The sequence below is a fragment of the Congregibacter sp. genome, from assembly GCF_045107095.1.
GTDB lineage: Bacteria > Pseudomonadota > Gammaproteobacteria > Pseudomonadales > Halieaceae > Congregibacter.
In genome coordinates, this window is the sequence record NZ_JBGCFU010000013.1 from 1 (window position 1) to 19,857 (window position 19,857).

Genomic DNA, 19,857 nt, shown 5'->3' on the forward strand with positions numbered 1-19,857 from the left:
CCCGGAGAGGGGGCGGCCCTGTATGACGCCGTACATGCTATTGGCGAAGAACTATGCCCGGCACTGGGAATCGCGATACCCGTAGGCAAAGACTCCATGTCTATGCAAACCCGTTGGAACGAGAAGGGTGAATCTCATTCAGTTACCGCGCCCATGTCCCTGGTAGTGTCGGCCTTCGCTCCAGTGGGTGATACCGCAAAGACCCTCACACCGATGCTGCAAGCCGACTCGGAACTGTGCCTAGTGCTCTTGGATCTTGGGCGCGGTAAATCCCGCCTCGGCGCCTCAGCGCTGGCTCAGGTCTTCGGGGAGCTGGGTACCGAGCCTGCTGATCTGGACAGCCCGGAGGATCTTCGGGCGTTTTTTGAGCTGCTGCGCTGGGGTAAAGATCGCGGGGATGTGGTGGCTTATCACGATCGTTCTGATGGCGGGGTGGCCGTCACTCTGCTGGAGATGGCTTTTGCGGGACGCTGTGGCCTCGAGATTTCTCTGCCTGAAAGCAGCGAGGCGCTGGCTGCGCTGTTCTGCGAGGAGCCCGGTGCAGTAGTGCAAATTCCGAAGTCCCAGCTGGCTGACTGGTCGTCCCAGGCAGAGCAGCTGGGTATCGGTGACTGTCTGCTTACTCTGGGTTATGCCCGAGGGGATGAGCAGGTGAGAATTTGGGCAGGGGATGAGCTTCTTATAGACACTATGCGAGGTGCCTTGCAGGAACGCTGGAGCCAGTGCAGTCATGCGCTGCAAAGGCTGCGGGATAACCCCGATTGTGCCGATGAAGAGTGGGCGCGCATTAGCGCTCCAGATCCGGGTTTGTCGGTGCGTATAAGTCCTGCGGAGTCTAACGTGACCGTGCCTATGATCAACACGGGCGTAAGGCCGCGGGTTGCAGTGCTTAGAGAACAAGGGGTTAACGGGCAGGTGGAAATGGCGGCGGCCTTTGATCGCGCCGGATTTACCTCCGTGGACGTCACTATGAGTGACCTTGTTGCTGGCGAAGCAAGCCTTGGAGATTTTGCCGGCCTCGTGGCCTGTGGTGGCTTTTCTTTTGGCGATGTTTTGGGCGCCGGAGAGGGTTGGGCAAAGTCCATCTTGTTCAACCCGCAATTGAGAGACAGTTTTAGCGAGTTCTTTGTGCGGCCCGACAGTTTTGCCCTGGGTGTTTGTAATGGATGCCAGATGCTGTCGGTGCTCCGAGAGCTGATTCCCGGCAGTGAACATTGGCCCTGGTTTCGACGGAATCGCTCAGAACAGTTTGAGGCGAGACTTTCAATGGTAGAGATTGGAGAGACCCCCTCTGTGTTTCTTCAAGGTATGGCGGGTTCTCGTTTGCCTATTGCCGTAGCTCATGGCGAGGGACGGGCGGTTTGGTCGGATAGCGCGGCTCAGGAACGTTGCGAGTCAGCGCAGCTGGTTGGCCTTCGCTACATTGAAAACAGCGGGGAAATCGCCGAGCGGTATCCGGCCAACCCTAATGGTTCACCCTCTGGAATCACTGGTGTATGTAGTGAAAGTGGCAGAGTGACGATCATGATGCCTCATCCCGAGCGGGTCATTCGTGCCCGGCAATTTTCCTGGGCTCCGGAAGATATGCCCGAGGAATCGCCCTGGTTGGACCTGTTCCGGAATGCTCGAGCTTACATCGGGTGAATTTTCGGCCCTTGAGACCTAGCGGTCAGCGTCTATAATGCGCCACCTTTATTCTCGGTGGCATAGGATCAAGCGATGTACGTTTGATGTGGCCACCGCATTACTGCAGACCACGGCATGCTCAATCGTTACCCAATTTGGAAATACCTGATCGTTTTGGTCGTCGTTCTCGGCGGCGCTTTGTACGCATCTCCCAATCTCTACGCTCCTGACCCGGCCTTGCAAATAGCCGGTGAAAGCAGCGGTACGCTCATCGATGAGCGTCTTCTTAGTCGAGCGACGAACGCGCTCAATGAAGCGGGCATCGAGCACTTTGGAGAGATTCTCGAGCCCACCGGCCGAAGTGCGCTGATCCGATTGCGAGAGCAGGAAGCACAGTTACGGGCTCAATCCGTGGTTTCGCGAGCGCTCGGCGATGGCTACATCATTGCCCTTAACCTGGCCGAGACCACTCCCGAGTGGTTGACAGGGTTGGGTGGTCAGCCCATGAAGCTTGGGCTTGATCTGTCCGGGGGTGTGCACTTTAAGCTGGAAGTCGATACCGCCGCCGCTGTAGAGCGACGCATGGAGTACTACCTTAATGCTACCAAGCGCTCACTCCGTGAAGAGCGTATTCGTGGTTTTGTGGGTCTCGATGGCGATCGTGCCGTAGTCGGAAGATTCCGCAGCGAAGATCTTCGTGAGCAGGCGCGCAGCCTTATCTCTGATGCATTTCCCGAGCTCTTGCTCGACCGCGTTGATGAAGACGACGAGTTCATGATTTATGCGCGGATGACCGACGTCACGGTGGACGAGATCATTGATTACTCGGTGAGTCAAAACCTCACAACGCTTCGGAATCGTGTCAACGAGCTTGGAGTATCAGAGCCTTTGGTACAGCGTCAGGGTAGAAACCGAATTGTTGTGGAGCTGCCGGGTATTCAGGACACTGCTGAAGCTAAGCGAATACTTGGAAAGGTAGCGAACCTTGAGTTTCGTTTGGTCGCTAATGCCGATGCGCCTGCTGCTGAGCGTCAACGTTTTGAATATCGAAGCGCCGATCGTCAAGGGGCTACCGAGTATCTTGAGCGGGACATCATTATCACGGGAGAGCGAGTCTCCAACGCCCAGGCAAGCTTCGATCAGAACGGTCAGCCTAACGTGCAGATCAGCCTCGATAGCGAGGGTGGAACGCTGATGTCCCGCGCGACGCGGAACAACGTTAAGCGCCGTATGGGCGTTTTGTTTATTGAGCGAAAGTACCGAACTCGCTACGAGATGGACGAGAACGGTGAAGAGGTGGCTGTGAAAGTCCCCTACGATGAAAAGAAGCTGCTCACCGCACCGGTTATCCAGAGTGCCCTGGGTGCGCAGTTTCAAATCACCGGTCTGGATAATCCTCTGGAATCATCGGAATTAGCACTGATGCTCAGGGCGGGCGCGTTAGCGGCGCCCATCACCTTTGTCGAAGAGCGCACCGTTGGCCCGTCATTGGGAGCCGAGAATATTCGTCTGGGCGTGAAGTCGGTGCAGTATGGCCTCGCGCTCGTCGTGCTGTTCATGGTTGTTTACTACCGCGTCTTTGGTCTTTGTGCGGTGACTGCGTTGACGGCCAACCTGGTTTTGCTGGTCGCGATTATGTCGCTGTTAGGCGCGACGCTGACCTTGCCGGGTATCGCCGGTATCGTGCTTACCGTGGGCATGGCGGTGGATGCAAACGTGCTTATTTTCTCGCGTATCCGGGAAGAGCTCGGCAATGGATTGTCACCACAGATGGCCATCCATTCAGGGTTCGAGCGAGCGGTGGCGACAATTCTTGATGCCAATATCACCACGTTGATCGTAGCAATTATCCTTTACGCAGTGGGCACCGGGCCAGTGAAAGGTTTCGCCGTTACTCTGTCCGTAGGCATCATCACTTCGATGTTTACCGCCATTATGGGCACCCGCTCACTGGTGAACTTGATCTACGGAGGACGTCGCGTGGGCACCTTATCCATCGGCAGCGTACCCAAGATGGGAGATGCAGCATGAGAGTTATTGATTTCATGGGCAAACGCCGCATCGCCGCGGTGTTCTCTGCACTTCTTATTCTGACGGCATTGGGTTCGCTGGTCGTCAAGCAGCTGAACTGGGGGCTCGATTTTACCGGGGGCACCCTCGTAGAAGTGCACTACGCGGATTCAGCAAACTTGAATGAAATTCGTAGCACCTTGGCTGATGCCGGTTATGCGGGTGCTATTGTTGTCAGTTTTGGCACCGATAAGGATGTACTGATTCGCCTGCCCGATGGCTACTCCGATGCTCAAGGCACGGAGATGCTGCAGACGCTGCAAGTGGCATCGGGTGTCGATGTGGAGTTGCGTCGTATTGAGTTTGTAGGGCCGCAAGTCGGGGATGAGTTGCGAGAGCAGGGCGGGCTGGCGATGCTTCTGGCGCTGGGTCTCGTGATGCTTTATATCGCTTTTCGCTTTCAGTTTAAGTTTGCGGTCGGGGCTGTTGTCGCCCTGATCCACGACGTGATTGTTACCCTGGGTTTCTTCTCGATCATTGGCTTGGAGTTTGATCTAACGGTACTTGCAGCCTTGCTGGCCGTGATTGGTTATTCCTTGAACGACACGATTGTTGTATCTGATCGTATTCGGGAGAACTTCCGAAAGCTGCGTCGCGCTGAGCCTCTTGAGGTTGTGAACATTTCTTTGAGTGAGACACTGGGTCGGACCCTGGTCACCTCTTTAACGACTTTGCTGGTGCTATTGGCACTGGCGTTGTTTGGGGGAGAAATGATCTTTGGCTTCGCCGTAGCGCTGTTGGTCGGCGTAATGATCGGAACCTACTCGTCCATCTATGTGGCGTCCAACGTGCTCCTTGGCATGGGTGTAAGCAAAGAAGATCTCATGATCCCCATCAAAGAAGGTGCGGAGCAGGATGATTTGATGCCCTGATCAACAGATCAGGGCTTTTCAGGCGCCTCGTTAGTATTAGCCGTGTCTTTTGGAGTCTGTCTAGAAGGGGTTCTAGGAAGAAGAGTTTCTAGGAACGCAGTGTCTGGGTCGCTTTGAGTACAGCCTTAAAGCATTTTGGATTACCGCAGACGATGTCGCCATTATCCAGAAAGTTTTCCGCGCCATCGAAGTCCGATACCAAGCCTCCGGCCTCACGCACCAAGAGTGCGCCGGCAGCCATATCCCACATAGACAAACCTTTTTCCCAGAATGCATCCAGGCGTCCTGCCGCCACATACGCCAAGTCCAGGGACGCAGCTCCGCCACGGCGGATGCCGGCGCACTGGCCCGCGAGCACTGCGAGGCTCTCAGCGTAAGCCGGAAGATGCGCATCCTCATGGCCTTTGAAGGGTATACCCGTGCCTAGAAGCGCCCCATCGAGGGAGGCTAGCTTGCTCACGCGAATCCGATGCCCATTCAACTGAGCGCCACGTCCGCGGGAAGCTGTGAACTCTTCGCGACGAACAGGATCGACGATTACGGCGTGCTCGAGACGCCCCTGATAGATACAGCCGATTGATACGGCGTAGTGCGGAATGCCGCGGATAAAGTTAGTGGTGCCATCCAGAGGATCAATAATCCATAGATAGTCCGCATCCTCAGGGCCGCTGCGGCCCGATTCTTCACCGAGGAAGGCGTGATCCGGGTAGGCACGCTGAAGCTGTCGGATGATTTCCTGCTCCGCAAGCTCATCGATATCTGAAACAAAATCGTTGGCGCTTTTCTTGCGCACACCTATGCGTTCAAGATCATCAGAGGCCCGCACAATAAGCTCTCCCGCTTTTCGGGCGGCGCGTAGGGCGATATTGGTCATCGGTTCCATGGAGAAAGACCTGCAGACAGAGTCGAAAAAGGCGCGCGAGTATACCAGAGGAGCGGGCTGTCAGCCGCACTGCTTTGTTACAATGTTCTTTTAACATCTGGCAATAACACTGCACATGAATCCCGACCAAATTCGGATAGTACTCGTCGAGCCCAGCCATCCGGGCAACATTGGCGCCGTTGCGCGGGCAATGAAGACCATGGGGCTCGCTAAGCTGGTGCTCGTTGCTCCAGAGAAGTTTCCCGACGAGCAGGCCACCTGGCGTGCGGTCTGGGCTAATGATGTGCTTGAGGCCGCGGTGGTGGTCGACACTCTGGATGCGGCAATCGCTGATTGTGGTTTTGTAGTGGGCACCTGCGCGCGGGATCAGCGCCTGCCCTGGCCGGTGCTGGATCCGCGCCGGGCGGCCGTCGAAATGTCAACGAACTCCGAAAGGGGAGAGGTCGCGATTCTGTTCGGTCGAGAGGATAACGGGCTGTCCAATGAAGAACTTATGCGCTGTAACCTGCATCTGGCGATTCCCACCAGTGACGCCTATAGCTCTTTGAACCTGGCCATGGCTGTACAGATTGTTTGCTACGAGCTACATATGCTTCAAACGGGCGACGACCTGCCCCAAGATCCGAATGAGGGCTGGGACGAGCCCCTCGCTACGCAGGAGAATATTGAGCGCTTTTATGCGCATCTGGAGGAGACCTTGAGTCAAATAGGCTTCCTCAATCCGGCAGCTCCCCGGAAACTCATGCCGCGTTTACGGCGTCTGTATAACCGCTTGGGCATGGATGAGATGGAGTTGAATATTCTCCGCGGCATACTCACTGAGACTCAAAAGCGCAGTGAGCCTGTTGACTGGGATCGACAAAGCGAAGGAAAAGCGAAGGAAAAGCCTGATGCCTAAGGTCGTATATTTCGACTATCTCTCCTCAACACCGGTCGATCCAAAGGTCGCTGAGGCGATGAGCCAGTGTTTAACAATGGAGGGCACCTTTGGGAATCCGGCGTCGCGGTCCCACCGCTATGGATGGGAGGCCGAGATGGCGGTCGAGACCGCCAGACAGCAGCTTGCATCTCTGATCAATGCCGATTTGCGGGAAGTGGCCTGGACATCAGGGGCGACTGAGTCAGATAACCTTGCCTTGAAAGGGGTGTTCGCTGCGGCTCGTGAAGCGGGGAATGCTACACCGCACATCGTAACTTCGGCGATTGAGCACAAAGCGATCCTTGACAGCTGTCGGTACCTGGAAACTCAAGGGGCTGAGGTGACTTACCTGCATCCTTCAGAGGACGGGCTAGTTCAGCCCGAGTTGGTGCGCGATGCGATTCAGGGTAATACCTGCCTGGTAAGCGTGATGCACGCCAATAATGAAATTGGAACCATCAATGACATTGCGGAGATAGCGGCAATTTGTCGGTCTGCTGGGGTGCCGATCCATGTAGACGCTGCCCAGACTGTCGGCAAAATACCACTGGACGTGAAGGCTCTGGATATCGATCTGTTGTCGATGTCCGCGCACAAGTTCTATGGCCCCAAGGGTATTGGCGCGTTTTATCAGCGTAGAAGCCCCAAAGTTGCTGTGAACGCTCAGATGCATGGGGGAGGCCACGAACGAGGATTGCGGGCGGGCACTCTGGCCACCCACCAAATAGTGGGTATGGGTTGTGCTGCCGCTATGGCGCAGGAATCACTGTCGACAGAAGTGCAGCGGCTGACAGGCTTGCGAGAGGTCCTGTGGTCCTCTTTGTCGGACATCGAAGGATTGACCATGAACGGTCATCTCACTCAGCGGCTGCCGGGAGCGTTAAACATCAGCGTCAGTGACGTTGAGGGAGAGGCCTTGCTACTGTCGCTGCCGGAGTTTGCGCTTTCAACGGGGTCCGCTTGTACCTCAGCGAGTCTAGAGCCTTCGTATGTGCTGCGGGCTCTAGGGCTGCCAGATGCTTTAGCACACAGCTCCCTGCGGGTAAGCCTTGGCCGGTTTAGCGATGAAAACGACGTGCATCTCTTCAGTGAACGTCTCCACGAGGTGGTCCCACGTCTTCGTCGTAGCGCTGCCTAGGTATTTTTGCTCGATTACTCAGCGACTTAAGTGCTCTCAGGTAGGGTGCTATAGCGCCACAAAGTCCGTATAATCCCGCGCACTTTTTCGTCGCCCTACGATCCGTTCTAGAACGTAGGATCCGGCGGTATCTTGTTGATTTTTATTAGTTCTGGAGAACGAACATGGCGGTGGAACGCACTCTTTCAATTATTAAGCCTGATGCAGTCGCGAAGAATCACATTGGTGAGATCTATGCGCGCTTTGAAGCCGCAGGTCTGCGTGTGGTTGCTTCAAAGATGATGCGTCTCAGTGACGTTGTGGCTGGAGGTTTCTATGCAGAGCATAAAGAGCGTCCGTTTTTCCCAGCTCTTATTGAGTTTATGACTTCAGGCCCCGTTGTCGTTCAGGTGCTGGAAGGCGAAGATGCGGTCACCACCAACCGTGACCTCATGGGTGCGACTAACCCTCAGGAAGCGGCTGCGGGAACCATCCGCGCAGACTTTGCCTCGTCTATCGATGCTAATGCTGTACACGGTTCAGATTCCACAACTTCTGCTGCACGTGAAATCGCTTACTTCTTCGCTTCAAGCGAAGTATGCGATCGCGACTAGGATTCTGTGTCAGAACTCATTGCCAGTAGCGAGCCCGTCGAGCGAGTTAATCTTCTCGGTATGAGTCGCACCCAGCTCGAGGATTTCTTCCTTGAGATGGGTGAGAAGCGTTTTCGTGCGCAGCAGCTCATGAAGTGGATGCACCACCACGGCGAGTGCGATTTCTCGGCAATGAGTAATCTGGGTAAGTCCCTTCGTGAGCGCCTGTCGGTGATCGCGGAGGTTCGCCCGCCTGAAGTGGAGTCACAGCATGACTCCAGTGACGGTACGCGTAAATGGCTGGTGCACGTGGATGGGGGCGGTCTTGTAGAGACAGTACTCATCCCCGACGGTAACCGCGCCACTCTTTGCGTATCTTCTCAGGTGGGTTGCAGTCTTGATTGCAGTTTTTGCTCCACGGGCAAACAGGGTTTTCAGCGCGACTTGAGTGCAGCGGAGATCATTGGTCAGGTTTGGCTGGCGATTAAGTCCTATGACGCGTTTCAGTCCGGTAACGGCCGTGTGGTGACCAATGTCGTCATGATGGGCATGGGTGAGCCGTTGCTTAACTTCGACAATGTCGTAACCGCGATGAACCTCATGATGGATGACCTCGGCTATGGTATTTCCAAGCGCCGGGTAACCTTGAGTACCTCGGGTGTTGTTCCGGCGTTGGATAAGCTCGCGGAGGTCAGTGAGGCAAGCTTGGCGGTGTCGCTCCATGCGCCCAATGACGAGCTTCGCAACCAGCTTGTTCCGGTCAACAAACGCTATCCGATTGCTCAATTGCTCGACAGCGCAAAACGCTACATAGATGCCCAAAAAGACAAGAAACGTGTCGTCACGATTGAATACACGTTAATGGCGGGTATCAACGACCAGCAGGACCAGGCTCGAGAGTTGGCGGTACTGCTGGCAGATTTCCCCTGCAAGATAAACTTGATTCCCTTCAATCCCTTTCCAAACTCCGGCTATGAACGCCCCAGTGGCAATGCGGTTTCGCGTTTCTGGCAGGTCCTGGTGGATGCGGGATTCGTCGTAACCGTGCGTACGACGCGCGGAGATGATATAGATGCAGCTTGTGGACAGCTTGTCGGTGAGGTCGTGGATAGAACACGCCGCAGCGCCAGGCACCGTCAGAACGCAGAAGCCGCTTTGGAGTCAGGTGCATGATTCGCGCTTTACCGCTAGCTACAGTACTTATCCTCGCGGGCTGTGTGACCGAGACGGAGACGGTCTTCACGGAGCCTCCATCGCCGCAAAAAGCCATGGAAACCCGCGTATCTCTGGCCCGCCAGTACATTGGTCAGGGAAACTGGGAAGACGCCAAGCGTAACCTTAAGGTCGCAGTAGAGCTCGATAGCACCAACCCAGAAGTCTACGAAGCCTTTGCTTTGGTATATCAGAGCACCGGCGAGTTCGAGTTGGCGGAGGACAGTTTTCAGAGGGCCATCAGCCTTGATAAGCGTTTTTCCCGCGCACGGAACAACTACGCTGCCTTCTTATATGGCCAGGAGCGTTACCGCGAGGCTGAAGCTCAGCTCCAAGAGGTTGTAAAAGATACCTTGTATAGTGCTCGACCGCAGGCGTTTTTGAATTTGGGCCTTTGTCGCCTCAAATTGTTTGATGAGAGAGGCGCGGAAGAGGCGTTTTTACGGACCCTTGCTATGCAGTCGGGAAACACCACGGCTTTGCTGGAGGTGGCCCAGTTGCGAGTGGATGCGCAGGACAGTCGCAACGCGACCCTCTACTATGATAAATATCGACGTCTGGTTCGGCAGCAGAGTTCCCGTGGGCTTTGGTTGGGGATTCGACTGGCGAGAATGACTGGGGATACGGACGCTGCAAGCAGTTATGCCTTAGCCCTACGAAATTTGTACCCGGATTCGCCTGATTACGACGCTTATCGTCGCTCCGTGGATTCAGGGCAGCAAGAGAGTAGCAGCGATGAATAAGAATAAGCCCTCACCTATTAAGCGACGCAAGAGCCGACAGATTCATGTTGGTAATGTTCCGGTTGGTGGCGACGCACCCATCAGCGTTCAAAGCATGACCAACACTGAAACCTGTGATGTAGAGGCAACGGTAGGGCAAATTGCTGCTTTGGAAGCCGCGGGGGCAGACATCGTGCGGGTTTCCGTGCCCAGTATGGATGCGGCTGAAGCCTTCAAACAAATACGCGCGCAAGCCAAGCTGCCATTGGTTGCAGATATCCACTTTGACCACAATATCGCGCTCAAAGTGGCGGAATACGGGGTTGATTGTCTGCGCATCAACCCAGGCAACATTGGTCGGGACGACAAAGTAAGAGAAGTCATCGCTTCAGCGCGCGATAAGGGTATCCCTATTCGAATCGGCGTAAACGCGGGCTCGATTGGTAAAGAGCTCCAGCGAAAGTATGGAGAGCCCACGGCGGAAGCCCTGGTAGAGTCTGCGATGCACCACGTTGATATTCTTGATAAGCACGATTACCCGGACTTCAAGGTGAGCGTTAAGGCCTCAGAAATTTTTATGGCAGTGGACGCGTACCGTCTGCTGGCAAAAAAAATCGACCAACCCCTGCACTTGGGGATCACCGAAGCGGGCGGTTTTCGTGGGGGCACCGTCAAGTCCTCTATCGGCCTCGGCATGCTCTTGTACGAGGGTATCGGTGACACGATCCGTATTTCTCTCGCGGCTGATCCGGTGCAAGAGGTCAAGGTGGGTTTTGATATTCTTAAAAGCCTGAAGCTTCGAAGCAATGGCATCAATTTTGTAGCCTGCCCCAGCTGCTCCAGGCAGAACTTTGACGTTATTGGCACGATGAATGAGCTTGAGCAGCGGCTCGACGATATTCGTACGCCTATGGATGTTGCCGTGATTGGTTGCATCGTGAACGGCCCGGGAGAGGCTCGAGAAGCAGACGTAGGTTTGACCGGAGCTACGCCGAGCAATCTGATCTACGTCGATGGTGAGCCTGATCACAAGGTCAGCAATAACGAGTTTGTGGATCATCTTGAAGGCGTTATTCGTGCTCGAGCGGCAAAGCTTGACGAAGAGCGTGCCGAGGCAGACGCGAAACTCATCGCGCGTTCTGCGTCCTAACAGCAGGTCATACGACCAGCTCTTTTATTTAACGATAGGATCAACATACCAACATGGATGCACTGCGATCGATTCGCGGCATGAACGATATCTTGCCGGCGGACACGGGCCATTGGCAGTATCTGGAGAGCCGCGTCGCTGAATTGCTCGAGCGTTACGGCTACGGCGAAGTCCGTTTACCCATCGTTGAGTCATCGGCGTTGTTTAGCCGTTCTATCGGTGAAGTCACCGATATCGTCGAAAAAGAGATGTACAGCTTCGAGGATAGAAATGGCGACAGCATCAGTCTGCGTCCCGAGGGTACAGCCGGTTGTGTTCGCGCGGCGATTCAGAATAACTTAATCGCGAGTCCCTGCAGACTTTGGTATAGCGGCCCAATGTTCCGTTATGAACGCCCGCAAAAAGGCCGCCAACGTCAGTTCCATCAGATTGGCGCTGAGATATTCGGTTACGCCACGCCGGATGCGGATGCAGAGTTAATCGTATTGCTGGCTCGCTTGTGGCGCACACTGGGTATCGCGAGCGCCGTGAGTCTGGAAATTAATAGTATTGGCAGCTCAGAGTCCAGAGCTGCTTACCGCGCCGCTTTGGTCGCGTATCTGGAGCAACACCGCGATGCCTTGGATGAAGACAGTCAGCGGCGCCTTGATAGCAATCCCTTGCGCATACTCGACAGCAAGAACCCAGAAACTCAGTCACTATTGAACGATGCTCCGGCACTGGTAGATTATCTGGATGAAGATTCCCTTGCGCACTTCGCTGCGCTCAAGCGGTATCTTGATACTGCCGGTGTGACGTACAGGGTCAATCCGCGTCTGGTGCGCGGTTTGGACTACTACAACAAGACTGTATTTGAGTGGGTTACCGACAAGTTAGGTGCTCAGGGTACGGTCTGCGCCGGGGGGCGTTACGACGGCCTGGTAGCGCAGCTTGGGGGCCGAGATACCCCTGGGGTCGGCTTCGCCATGGGAATGGAGCGTTTGCTGCTTATGCTTGAAGCTTGTGAGCAATTGCCTGAAACGCGGTCTCCCGACCTTTTTGTCGTAGCGGCGGGCGCTGACGCGCACGAAGCGGCAATGGCGGCGGTGGAGGACCTGCGAAATGCGCAACCACAGCTTCATATTGTGCAACAGCTGGGCGGTGGAAGCTTTCGGAGTCAGATGAAAAAAGCCGATCGAAGTGGCGCGGCGTTGGCATTACTCTGGGGCGAAGACGAAGTCGCCGCCGGGGAAGTAACAATCAAACCTTTACGGGATGGGCAGGAGCAAGTTCGCCTGCCAGTGGCTGACCTCTCTGAGAAGGTCTCCAGTCTTTTACAACAACAAACGCATTAAGCAGGAATCCGCACGTGGAAAGTTACCGCAGTGAAGAAGAACAGGTCGAAGCGTTAAAGCGCTGGTGGAAAGAAAACGGTCGCAGCACGATGATTGGCGTGGTGCTAGCCCTGGGGCTAGGCTTTGGGTGGCAGGCCTGGCAAAAGAATCAGGATGTCGCTGCGCAGAATGCGTCGAACCTTTACCAGCAGATGCTTCAGGCTCTGTCCGCGGAAGAGGGCCAAACTTCGACCATCGGAAGACAGATAGCTACGGAACTCAAAGACAGTCACCGGGGTACGGTGTATGCGCAGTTCGCCGCGCTTCATCTGGCACGGTTGGCTGTGAATGATGGACAACCTGCGTTGGCTGAGCAGGAGCTTCGCTGGGTTCTCGCAATGGCCGATGCTCAGGATGATGTACATCAGGTAGCACAATTGCGTCTCGCACGCGTACTGGCTTCTCAGGACAAGCAGGACGAGGCCCTTACGATTTTGCAGGGAGCTACTACCAACTTCGTTGCATCCTATGCTTTGGCCCGCGGTGATATCTTGCTCTCCCAGGGAAGAGAATCTGATGCTCTTGCCGCGTACGAAAGTGCCGCCGCAGCGCTTGAAGAGGGGGCGCCTGTCCCTCAGACGCTGCAGGACAAGCTTGAGTACCTCGGTGCCCGACTGCAAGCAACGGTAGCGGAGGCGGGCTGAGGTGAGCTTCCTGCGTACCACAACCTTGTTGATGCTGCTGGCGACTCTAGCGGGTTGCGAGACGGTCTCCAGTTTTTTTGAGATGGGCGACGACGAAGATCCGCAACAACCAGCCGAGCTCATGGATATCGACAATCAGCTCGATGTCCGAAAATTATGGTCGGTGGGCGTGGGTGATGGCCAGGGAGATGGTCTTTACAAGCTCCAACCGATTATCGATGACGAGATTATCTACGTCGCTGCAGCAGAGGGTGAAGTTCGGGCTGTAAATCGCCGGGATGGTTCGACCATCTGGAAGCAAGAGCTGGAGCTAGGCTTGTCCGGTGGTGTGGGTCATTACGAGGATTCCCTGTTTTTGGGCGGTAGTGACGGCTTGGTTATGCGCCTCGATGCCTCTAGCGGCGAGACGCTTTGGATGAGTGAGGTCAGTGGAGAAGTACTGGCGGCGCCGCAAAGTAATGGCCGGGTTGTTGTTGTACAGAGCTACGACGGTCGGCTCTATGGTTTTGATTATGAAACTGGCGAGCGTATGTGGCGCTACGACAGCAATCTGCCCGTACTGACTATCCGAGGAACCAGTACTCCGATTCTGGACGGCGGGGTGGTGTACGCAGGCTTTGCCACCGGACGTGTGCTGGCCTTTGATGCACTGGATGGCACCATTCGCTGGGAGGCTCGAGTGGCAATTCCTCAGGGCCGCTCAGAGATCGAGCGTATCGTAGACGTTGACGGCACTATGGCCCTGGCGGGTACGGAGCTTTACGTGGCGAGCTATCAAGGGCGGATTGCTGCACTGGATACTCGCACAGGTCGCAAGCTATGGCAGCGCAACGTGTCCTCTTTCTACGGAGTGTCTCAGGGCTTTGGCAATGTGTACATCACGGAAGAAGGCGGAACGATCACGGCATTTTTACGCAATGGCCAGGGCGTGCGTTGGGAACAGCCAGCACTGGCTTGGCGGGCATTGTCTCGACCGATACCCGTCAGCAGTTATTTAGCGGTCGTGGATTTCGAAGGCTATCTGCATTTGCTGTCGCAGGTCGATGGTGAGTTTCTCGCCCGAATTCGACCCGATAGTGATGGCGTTCGAGCTGATATGATCGCCGACGGCACGATTCTTTATGTTTACTCTAACGGCGGAAAGCTCATCGCCTATGACGTTCGGCCCAGGTCCTGAGCAGCATGTTGCCGGCAATTGCACTGGTAGGACGCCCTAACGTCGGTAAATCGACGCTATTCAATCAGCTCACGCGTTCCCGCGATGCTCTTGTGGCGAACCTGTCAGGACTCACACGGGATCGTAAGTACGGCGAAGGGCGCAGCGAGGATCGTGCGTTTATTGTCATTGATACGGGCGGTGTGAGCGGCGACGAGGAAGGGATAGATGCCGTTATGGCAGAGCAGTCTCTTCTTGCCATCGACGAAGCCGATATCGTGCTGCTGCTGGTTGATGCCCGCGATGGACTGAATCCGGTAGATGAGCAACTGGTTCAGTATCTCCGTCAGCAAAGCCGAGAGTTTCATCTTGTGGTGAACAAGATCGACGGACGCGATCCTGATGTCGCCGTCAGTGATTTTCATTCTCTTGGCATCGCCTCCATGCATGCCATAGCAGCGGCGCATGGGCGCGGCGTGCGGCAGATGATCGAATCGGTACTTGAGACGGTGCCTGTCCCCGAAGAGCCTGATGTCGCTGAGGAAGAGGAGGGCGGTACCCGGGTGGCCATTGTCGGACGTCCTAACGTCGGCAAGTCCACGCTCGTAAACCGTATTCTTGGGGAAGACCGCGTAGTCGTCTACGATCAACCGGGTACGACGCGCGACAGCGTCTACGTCAATTTTCTTCGTGAGGGTCGCCCCTACACCCTTATCGATACCGCTGGTGTTCGGCGTCGCAAGAACGTTCGGGAAGCGGTAGAAAAATTTTCAATCATTAAAACTCTCAGCGCGATCAGTGATGCCAACGTAGTTGTGTTGCTGGTCGACGGTCAGGAGGGTTTGGTAGATCAAGATCTTCATTTGCTCGGACATTGTCTCGAGGCGGGGCGCGCATTGGTTCTTGCGGTGAATAAATGGGATGGCCTGGATCCCGACCAAAGAGACGTGGTGCGTTCGGAGCTGGATCGGCGGCTCCGCTTCGTGGATTTTGCAGATACGCACTTCATTTCGGCTCTGCATGGATCGGGTGTGGGAACGTTGTTTGGTTCCATTGATGCAGCCTATGCCGCGGCGATGCAGCCTATGGGCACTAGCCGCCTTACGCGAATCCTTGAAGATGCTGTTTCTGACCATCCGCCGCCTTTGGTGAATGGCCGGCGTATTAAGCTGCGTTATGCACACGCAGGAGGGCGTAACCCTCCGCGCGTTGTTGTGCATGGTAATCAGACCGATAAGGTCCCAAGCAGCTATCAACGGTACCTCGAGAAGACTTTTAGCCGCTGCCTTGAGCTGACCGGCACTCCCCTGCGCATAGAGTTTCGCAGCAGTGACAACCCGTTTGCGGGGCAGCGGAACAAGCTGACGAATCGTCAGATCAATCGAAAGCGACGTTTGATGGCCCACGTCAAACAAGCCAAGAAGAGCAAGCAGCAGAAAAAACGCCGCTAAGCACCATGCTATCCCCTGGCGACGAAACCTCACAGCAGATCGATCAGTTTGTGGATGCTTTCTATGAGCGTGTGCTTGCAGACCCACTGCTCGCGCCCATGTTTCTGGAAGTGGCGCGAATTGACCTGACGGAGCACTTGCCCAGGATTAAAGCCTATTGGCGGAAAATGCTTCTGGGCCACAGCGACTACCGACGTCATATGATGCAAAAGCATCGAGAGGTGGATGCGATACAGCGCATGACGCCAGAGCACTATGAACGGTGGCTAAGCCTCTTCGAAGAGACCCTCGAAAAACACCCCTTGGGTGCGTCTACCGAACGTGCTTTTGTACTCGCACGACGAGTTGCAGGGAATATGCGACAGAATCTGCAGCGATTTCCGGGCTAAATCTCGGTTACACATTAATAATGAGACGCAAATTATTGTTTTTATTGAATTAAATCTGTATTTTTTCTAGATTCTCGAGCGCTTGCCAGCGCGAGATTGGGTGCTATAGTCCACCATAACACCCAAGGAAATACGGTACAGAACAATGATTAGTCTCCGAAAAGGAATGACTGCCTCAACTTCAAGACGCATGCTGCTACCTGCGCTTGTGTTCCTTGCATGTGCATCTTTGAGTGCCGCTGGCGGTGGCGCGCTGGCGGCCCTCTGTCTTGTCCCGGCAGGCCTGGCGATCGAAGCGGCGCGGGGCGGTGAGAGCAAGGACTCCGCGGGAGGCTCGCACAATGCATAAGCTGCTAGGCGCAACAGCGGTTTCCAGCTTTCTGGCTTTGAGTGCTTTTTCTCCTCTGATAGCTGCCGAGGACGAGACCCGTCGCGTAGAAGGTCTCGACTTTGACGAAATAGTGGTGCTCGGTAGCGCTGAGGTCGAAATAAGCCAGGGAGATGAGCTTTCATTGCAGCTACGGGGGCCTGCTAAGTACCTCGACTCCGAGCCCTTCTATGTAAAGCGTGACACGCTGGTTCTTGGCGCACGCAAAAGGGGTGGTAAGAAAGACAACCGACTGCGCTTTCGTATTGTGATGCCTGAACTGCGGGAGTTAAACGTTAAAGGCTCTGGCACGGTCTTTATCAAGCCCTTTGAATTCGATACGTCCCCTCGTTCAGCGCCCTTATTGGCGGTTGACGGGTCTGGAGAGATAAACGCCTTTGAGCTCACGGGCCAAGCGCTTGAGGTCCGGGTAGAGGGGTCGGGTGACTTCAGAGCCGTGAGTATCGAAGTTACAGAGTTGGAAGCCGTAGTCGCTGGCAGTGGGAATCTCTTTGTTGAAACACTCAAAGCCGACGCTGGTGAGTTTGTGGTGACCGGGTCAGGAGACTTAGGAGTGACTGAGGGAGGGTACGTTGAGACGCTGGAGGTCAACGTGGTGGGTTCTGGTGACATTCGCATGCCCGAGGTGGCGAGTCACCGGGCAGAGACCAATATCGTTGGTTCCGGGTCCGCATCGATTGGCGAAGTCAGTGAGCAGCTCAATGCGTCCATCTTGGGGAGTGGTGATGTCGTATACGGCGGCACGCCCAGCGTAGAGAGTGTTGAGCTCGGCAGTGGAGAAGTTCGTCGCCGCGACTAGGTCGCGCGACGAAATTGACTATGGAGTGGATTGACGGACAGCCCATTTACCGCCAGCTACGCGATCTGGTTATCCAGCGTGTCATGGACGGTAGCTTTCCTGAAGGGGAGGCGATCCCATCGGTTCGCCAGGTGGCGACGGATTACCGTATCAACCACCTGACGGTGGGAAAGGCCTATCAAGAACTGGTAGAGATGGGCTTGCTCGAGAAGCGCCGAGGTCTGGGGATGTTTGTGGCGACGGGGGCGAGGAGTTCCCTGACAAACGAAGAGCAGCAGCGGTTTTTGGATGAAGAGCTTCCAGCTTTTGTTGCCCGCATTCGTATGCTGGGCCTGGAGATGGAAGAAGTAATGGAAAAGATCATGAAAACGCAGGGGAATTTAAATGCAGACCATCATTGAGGCGCAGAACCTACGGCGCAGCTTCGGTGATCTTCGTGCCGTGGATGGCGTTGACCTAACCGTTTCCTCAGGCAATGTCATTGGGTTGATCGGACCTAACGGAGCGGGGAAGACCACCTTGCTAAAGGCTCTGCTGGGACTCACCAGCTGTGAGGGGGATCTTTCTGTTCTGGGGTACTCCCCTATGGCGGATCGTGGTCTCATGATGGAAGAGGTTTGCTTTATCGCGGATACGGCCGTGTTGCCGCGTTGGATGCGGGTCAGGGAGTTACTTGATTACGTAACGGGCACTCATGCGCGATTCAATCGCGACCAGGCGGAGGCTTTTCTGGCGTCCACAGATGTCGAACAGCATCGCAGGGTGGGTGATCTATCCAAGGGTATGACCGTGCAGCTTCATCTCGCCATTGTAATGGCGATTGATGCACGCCTTCTCATTCTTGATGAGCCGACGCTAGGTCTGGATATCTTGTTTCGCAAGCGTTTCTACGAACAGCTTATCAACGATTACTTTGACGGTGAACGAACGATTCTGGTGTCTACGCATCAGGTTGAGGAGATACAAAACATTTTGACTCACGTCATGTTTATGCACCATGGCAAATTGATTCTCCATGAATCGATTATGGATATTGAGGAGCGTTTTCAAGAGGTACATGCCCTTGGCGATGCCGCGTTAAGGGCTGCGCAGATGCCCTACATCGGCAAGCGCAATATCCTCGGCGGCAAGGCATTCATTTTCGAGAAAGCAAATGGATCAGAGCTCGCTGGGTTGGGAGACGTGAGGACGCCCTCGGTCTCAGACCTATTTGTAGCAAAGGTGGGGGGCTAAGACATGGCTACCACCCAAACTTCACAGTTTGTAACGCTGCTGCAGCGGGAGTTTCGCGAGTACAAGAACTCCCTATTCTGGACACCCATCATCACTGCAGTAGTGCTTGCTGTTCTCATGCTTGGCAGCGTTGTTCTGGCGAACAGGGTCAGTGTTATCGGGGACACTATTCTTGAAGCGATGATGCGCAAGGGCAGCGATAACGTAAACATTTCGATCAGCATTGGTGAAGACGGAGAGCAGCAAGTAACGGTCGTTGAAACATCGAGAGTTGAAACGTCTGACCAAGACCTATCGCTCGGCACCACAGCAAGTGATGGAGTCGATGTTAGTGCGGGTGGTGATGGTGTGCCGTCTCCCCCGACTGCACCGCAGAAGCCTTCATACCAGGTCTTCGTGGAGCAAGGTTCCAGTGACGAGCAGTGGAATTTTTCGCGGGAGTGGAGCTTTAACCCCGGCAGCGATAAGGCAAAGGCGGGGGATGACGATAACGATGATGGTTTTGATGAGCTGAGCGGGCGCGAGCTAAACGTGATGCTCAGTGTTGTTCACGGCATATTAGTGCTGATCTTATTGCTCACGACGGTTAACTATCTCCTCAGTTCCCTCTATGACGACCGTAAAGACCGCAGCGTTTTATTCTGGCGCTCTATGCCCGTAACAGAGTGGCAGATCGTACTCTCAAAGTTTGTCGTCGCCTTGATCTGTGCTCCGCTCATTTACATAGCTATTAGCCTTTTGCTCCAGCTGGCTTATGTGCTTTTGATGATGTTGTTGGTCTCACGGATGGAGCAGGATCCTTTTGAAGTGGTGGTCGCCAACATCGATTTTGCGGCTCTAATGATCGACCCCATAAGCGGGTGGTTGATGACCGCGCTTCTTATCTCGCCGGTCTATGCCTGGCTGCTCTGTGCCTCGGCTCTGGCACGTCGTTCGCCGTTCCTAATGGCAGTAACACCGTTTATCGGATTGTTCATAGCCGAGGGGATTTTCTTTCGGACTGAGGTGGTGGGCAATGCTGTGAGTCGCCACTTTCCTCATGTGTCCGATAGTTCCGCGGTGGGCTTTTATCTATTCGGTCCCGATTGGATGGGATTGGATTTGCTGAGCGTTGCCGGCGGGCTGGTGTTTGCTGCAATTGCACTGGCCGCGGCGGTCTGGTTGCGGGCGCATCGGTGGGAGCTAAACTAAGCGCAGCAGGCGCTCTCGGCCATCTGGTGATCTTGGAAGGCGTGATTCACTGTATGAATATCACACATA

At 55.0% G+C, this 19,857-nt stretch carries 20 protein-coding genes; 19 read left to right on the forward strand and 1 reads right to left on the reverse strand.

The genetic code is table 11. The annotated features are described in order from the left end of the window. From AB8B76_RS02405 to secF, 3 genes are all read left to right on the forward strand, one after another. The coding region (locus AB8B76_RS02405; RefSeq protein WP_405269752.1) for a phosphoribosylformylglycinamidine synthase subunit PurQ at positions 1–1,644 on the forward strand (1,644 nt) is incomplete at its 5' end. A 117-nt stretch (positions 1,645–1,761) separates the two neighbouring features. Further along, positions 1,762–3,657, forward strand: coding sequence for a protein translocase subunit SecD (gene secD, locus AB8B76_RS02410; RefSeq protein WP_405269755.1), 1,896 nt, complete (start codon positions 1,762–1,764; stop codon positions 3,655–3,657). Continuing rightward, positions 3,654–4,568: a protein translocase subunit SecF gene (gene secF / locus AB8B76_RS02415; protein ID WP_405269758.1), complete on the forward strand. Its 915-nt coding sequence runs from the start codon at positions 3,654–3,656 to the stop codon at positions 4,566–4,568. The genes secD and secF overlap by 4 nt, the downstream gene beginning before the upstream one ends. A gap of 88 nt (positions 4,569–4,656) precedes the next feature. Here secF and AB8B76_RS02420 read toward each other — a convergent pair whose 3' ends face one another. Then, entirely contained in the window at positions 4,657–5,451 is a 795-nt protein-coding gene (locus tag AB8B76_RS02420; RefSeq protein WP_405269761.1) for an inositol monophosphatase family protein, read from the reverse strand. A gap of 115 nt (positions 5,452–5,566) precedes the next feature. Between AB8B76_RS02420 and AB8B76_RS02425 the strand changes: the two genes are divergently transcribed. From AB8B76_RS02425 to AB8B76_RS02500, 16 genes are all read left to right on the forward strand, one after another. Further along, complete coding sequence (locus AB8B76_RS02425) at positions 5,567–6,349, forward strand: RNA methyltransferase (RefSeq protein WP_405269764.1); 783 nt, start codon at positions 5,567–5,569, stop codon at positions 6,347–6,349. Beyond that, positions 6,342–7,508, forward strand: coding sequence for an aminotransferase class V-fold PLP-dependent enzyme (locus AB8B76_RS02430; RefSeq protein ID WP_405269767.1), 1,167 nt, complete (start codon positions 6,342–6,344; stop codon positions 7,506–7,508). The genes AB8B76_RS02425 and AB8B76_RS02430 overlap by 8 nt, the downstream gene beginning before the upstream one ends. A 164-nt stretch (positions 7,509–7,672) precedes the next feature. Beyond that, complete coding sequence (gene ndk / locus AB8B76_RS02435) at positions 7,673–8,101, forward strand: nucleoside-diphosphate kinase (RefSeq protein WP_405269770.1); 429 nt, start codon at positions 7,673–7,675, stop codon at positions 8,099–8,101. A gap of 6 nt (positions 8,102–8,107) precedes the next feature. Continuing rightward, entirely contained in the window at positions 8,108–9,253 is a 1,146-nt protein-coding gene (rlmN, locus tag AB8B76_RS02440) for a 23S rRNA (adenine(2503)-C(2))-methyltransferase RlmN (RefSeq protein ID WP_405269772.1), read from the forward strand. After that, positions 9,250–10,035, forward strand: a complete 786-nt coding sequence (pilW, locus tag AB8B76_RS02445; RefSeq protein WP_405269775.1) for a type IV pilus biogenesis/stability protein PilW — start codon at positions 9,250–9,252, stop codon at positions 10,033–10,035. Before rlmN ends, pilW begins: the two co-directional genes overlap by 4 nt. Next, positions 10,028–11,164, forward strand: coding sequence for a flavodoxin-dependent (E)-4-hydroxy-3-methylbut-2-enyl-diphosphate synthase (ispG, locus tag AB8B76_RS02450; RefSeq protein ID WP_405269778.1), 1,137 nt, complete (start codon positions 10,028–10,030; stop codon positions 11,162–11,164). Before pilW ends, ispG begins: the two co-directional genes overlap by 8 nt. A gap of 53 nt (positions 11,165–11,217) precedes the next feature. After that, positions 11,218–12,498, forward strand: coding sequence for a histidine--tRNA ligase (gene hisS, locus AB8B76_RS02455; protein ID WP_405269780.1), 1,281 nt, complete (start codon positions 11,218–11,220; stop codon positions 12,496–12,498). Between the two features lie 14 nt (positions 12,499–12,512). After that, the gene (locus tag AB8B76_RS02460; RefSeq protein ID WP_405269783.1) at positions 12,513–13,181 is read left to right on the forward strand and encodes a YfgM family protein; all 669 of its coding nucleotides are present in this window, start codon (positions 12,513–12,515) and stop codon (positions 13,179–13,181) included. Between the two features lies 1 nt (position 13,182). After that, entirely contained in the window at positions 13,183–14,358 is a 1,176-nt protein-coding gene (bamB, locus tag AB8B76_RS02465) for an outer membrane protein assembly factor BamB (protein WP_405269786.1), read from the forward strand. Between the two features lie 5 nt (positions 14,359–14,363). Next, the gene (gene der / locus AB8B76_RS02470; protein WP_405269789.1) at positions 14,364–15,788 is read left to right on the forward strand and encodes a ribosome biogenesis GTPase Der; all 1,425 of its coding nucleotides are present in this window, start codon (positions 14,364–14,366) and stop codon (positions 15,786–15,788) included. 5 nt (positions 15,789–15,793) lie between these two features. After that, positions 15,794–16,177 carry a group III truncated hemoglobin gene (locus AB8B76_RS02475; protein WP_405269792.1) on the forward strand — a complete coding sequence of 128 codons (384 nt, stop codon included), beginning with the start codon at positions 15,794–15,796 and terminating at the stop codon, positions 16,175–16,177. Positions 16,178–16,343: 166 nt separating this feature from the next. After that, positions 16,344–16,526 (forward strand): hypothetical protein, encoded by a 183-nt coding sequence (locus AB8B76_RS02480; protein WP_405269795.1) that lies wholly within the window; start codon positions 16,344–16,346, stop codon positions 16,524–16,526. Next, positions 16,519–17,364 (forward strand): head GIN domain-containing protein, encoded by an 846-nt coding sequence (locus AB8B76_RS02485; protein WP_405269798.1) that lies wholly within the window; start codon positions 16,519–16,521, stop codon positions 17,362–17,364. Before AB8B76_RS02480 ends, AB8B76_RS02485 begins: the two co-directional genes overlap by 8 nt. 20 nt (positions 17,365–17,384) lie before the next feature. Beyond that, positions 17,385–17,765 (forward strand): GntR family transcriptional regulator, encoded by a 381-nt coding sequence (locus tag AB8B76_RS02490; RefSeq protein WP_405269801.1) that lies wholly within the window; start codon positions 17,385–17,387, stop codon positions 17,763–17,765. Continuing rightward, positions 17,749–18,597, forward strand: a complete 849-nt coding sequence (locus tag AB8B76_RS02495) for an ABC transporter ATP-binding protein (protein ID WP_405269804.1) — start codon at positions 17,749–17,751, stop codon at positions 18,595–18,597. Before AB8B76_RS02490 ends, AB8B76_RS02495 begins: the two co-directional genes overlap by 17 nt. A gap of 3 nt (positions 18,598–18,600) precedes the next feature. Further along, on the forward strand, positions 18,601–19,788 hold the full coding sequence (locus AB8B76_RS02500; RefSeq protein WP_405269807.1) for a hypothetical protein: 1,188 nt from the start codon (positions 18,601–18,603) through the stop codon (positions 19,786–19,788). Positions 19,789–19,857 lie beyond the last annotated feature (69 nt).